Source organism: Rhodococcus sp. LB1, assembly GCF_001583455.1.
Classification (GTDB): domain Bacteria; phylum Actinomycetota; class Actinomycetes; order Mycobacteriales; family Mycobacteriaceae; genus Rhodococcus_F; species Rhodococcus_F opacus.
On the sequence record NZ_LTCZ01000158.1, the window covers coordinates 1 to 557 of the forward strand.

At 64.3% G+C, this 557-nt stretch carries 1 protein-coding gene; it reads right to left on the reverse strand.

Translation table 11 applies throughout. From position 1 onward, the window contains the following. The coding region (locus AZG88_RS22125) for an IS5 family transposase (protein ID WP_197487896.1) at positions 1-557 on the reverse strand (557 nt) is incomplete at its 5' end.

The following is a 557-nucleotide window of genomic DNA, read 5'->3' on the forward strand; positions in this document are numbered from 1 at the left end:
CTAGGGCATGTCTCCCAATAGTTTGAGCCATTCGACGATGCCGGCGAGGAGGAATCCAGCCCGGTAAGTCAGGGCAAGCTTGTCATACCGGGTTGCCACCGCTCGCCACTGTTTTGCCTTGTTGAAGGCCCTTTCCACCACGTTGCGGCCCTTGTACGACTCGGCATCGAAGTTCGGTGGCCGACCGCCCGCGCTGCCCTTGTTCTTGCGGTTGGCCACCTGATCGGACTTCTCGGGAATGACCGCCTTGATGCCCTTGCTGCGTAGCAGTTCTCGATTGGCCTTGGATGTGTACGCCTTGTCGGCACGGACCTCGTCCGGGCGCGTGCGGGGTGCGCCGCCACCGATGCGCGGCACGCAGATGCCCTCCAGGAGCGGGCCGAACATCGGGCTGTCGCCGGCCTGGCCAGGACCCACCAGCACCGACAAGGGACGTCCGTCGCCATCGCACGCCAGGTGGACTTTGCAGGTCAGCCCGCCGCGGGACCGGCCGATGCCGTGATCGACCGGTTCGTCAAGCAGATTCGTGTAATTCGGTAGATCCCCCTGTGTCACGC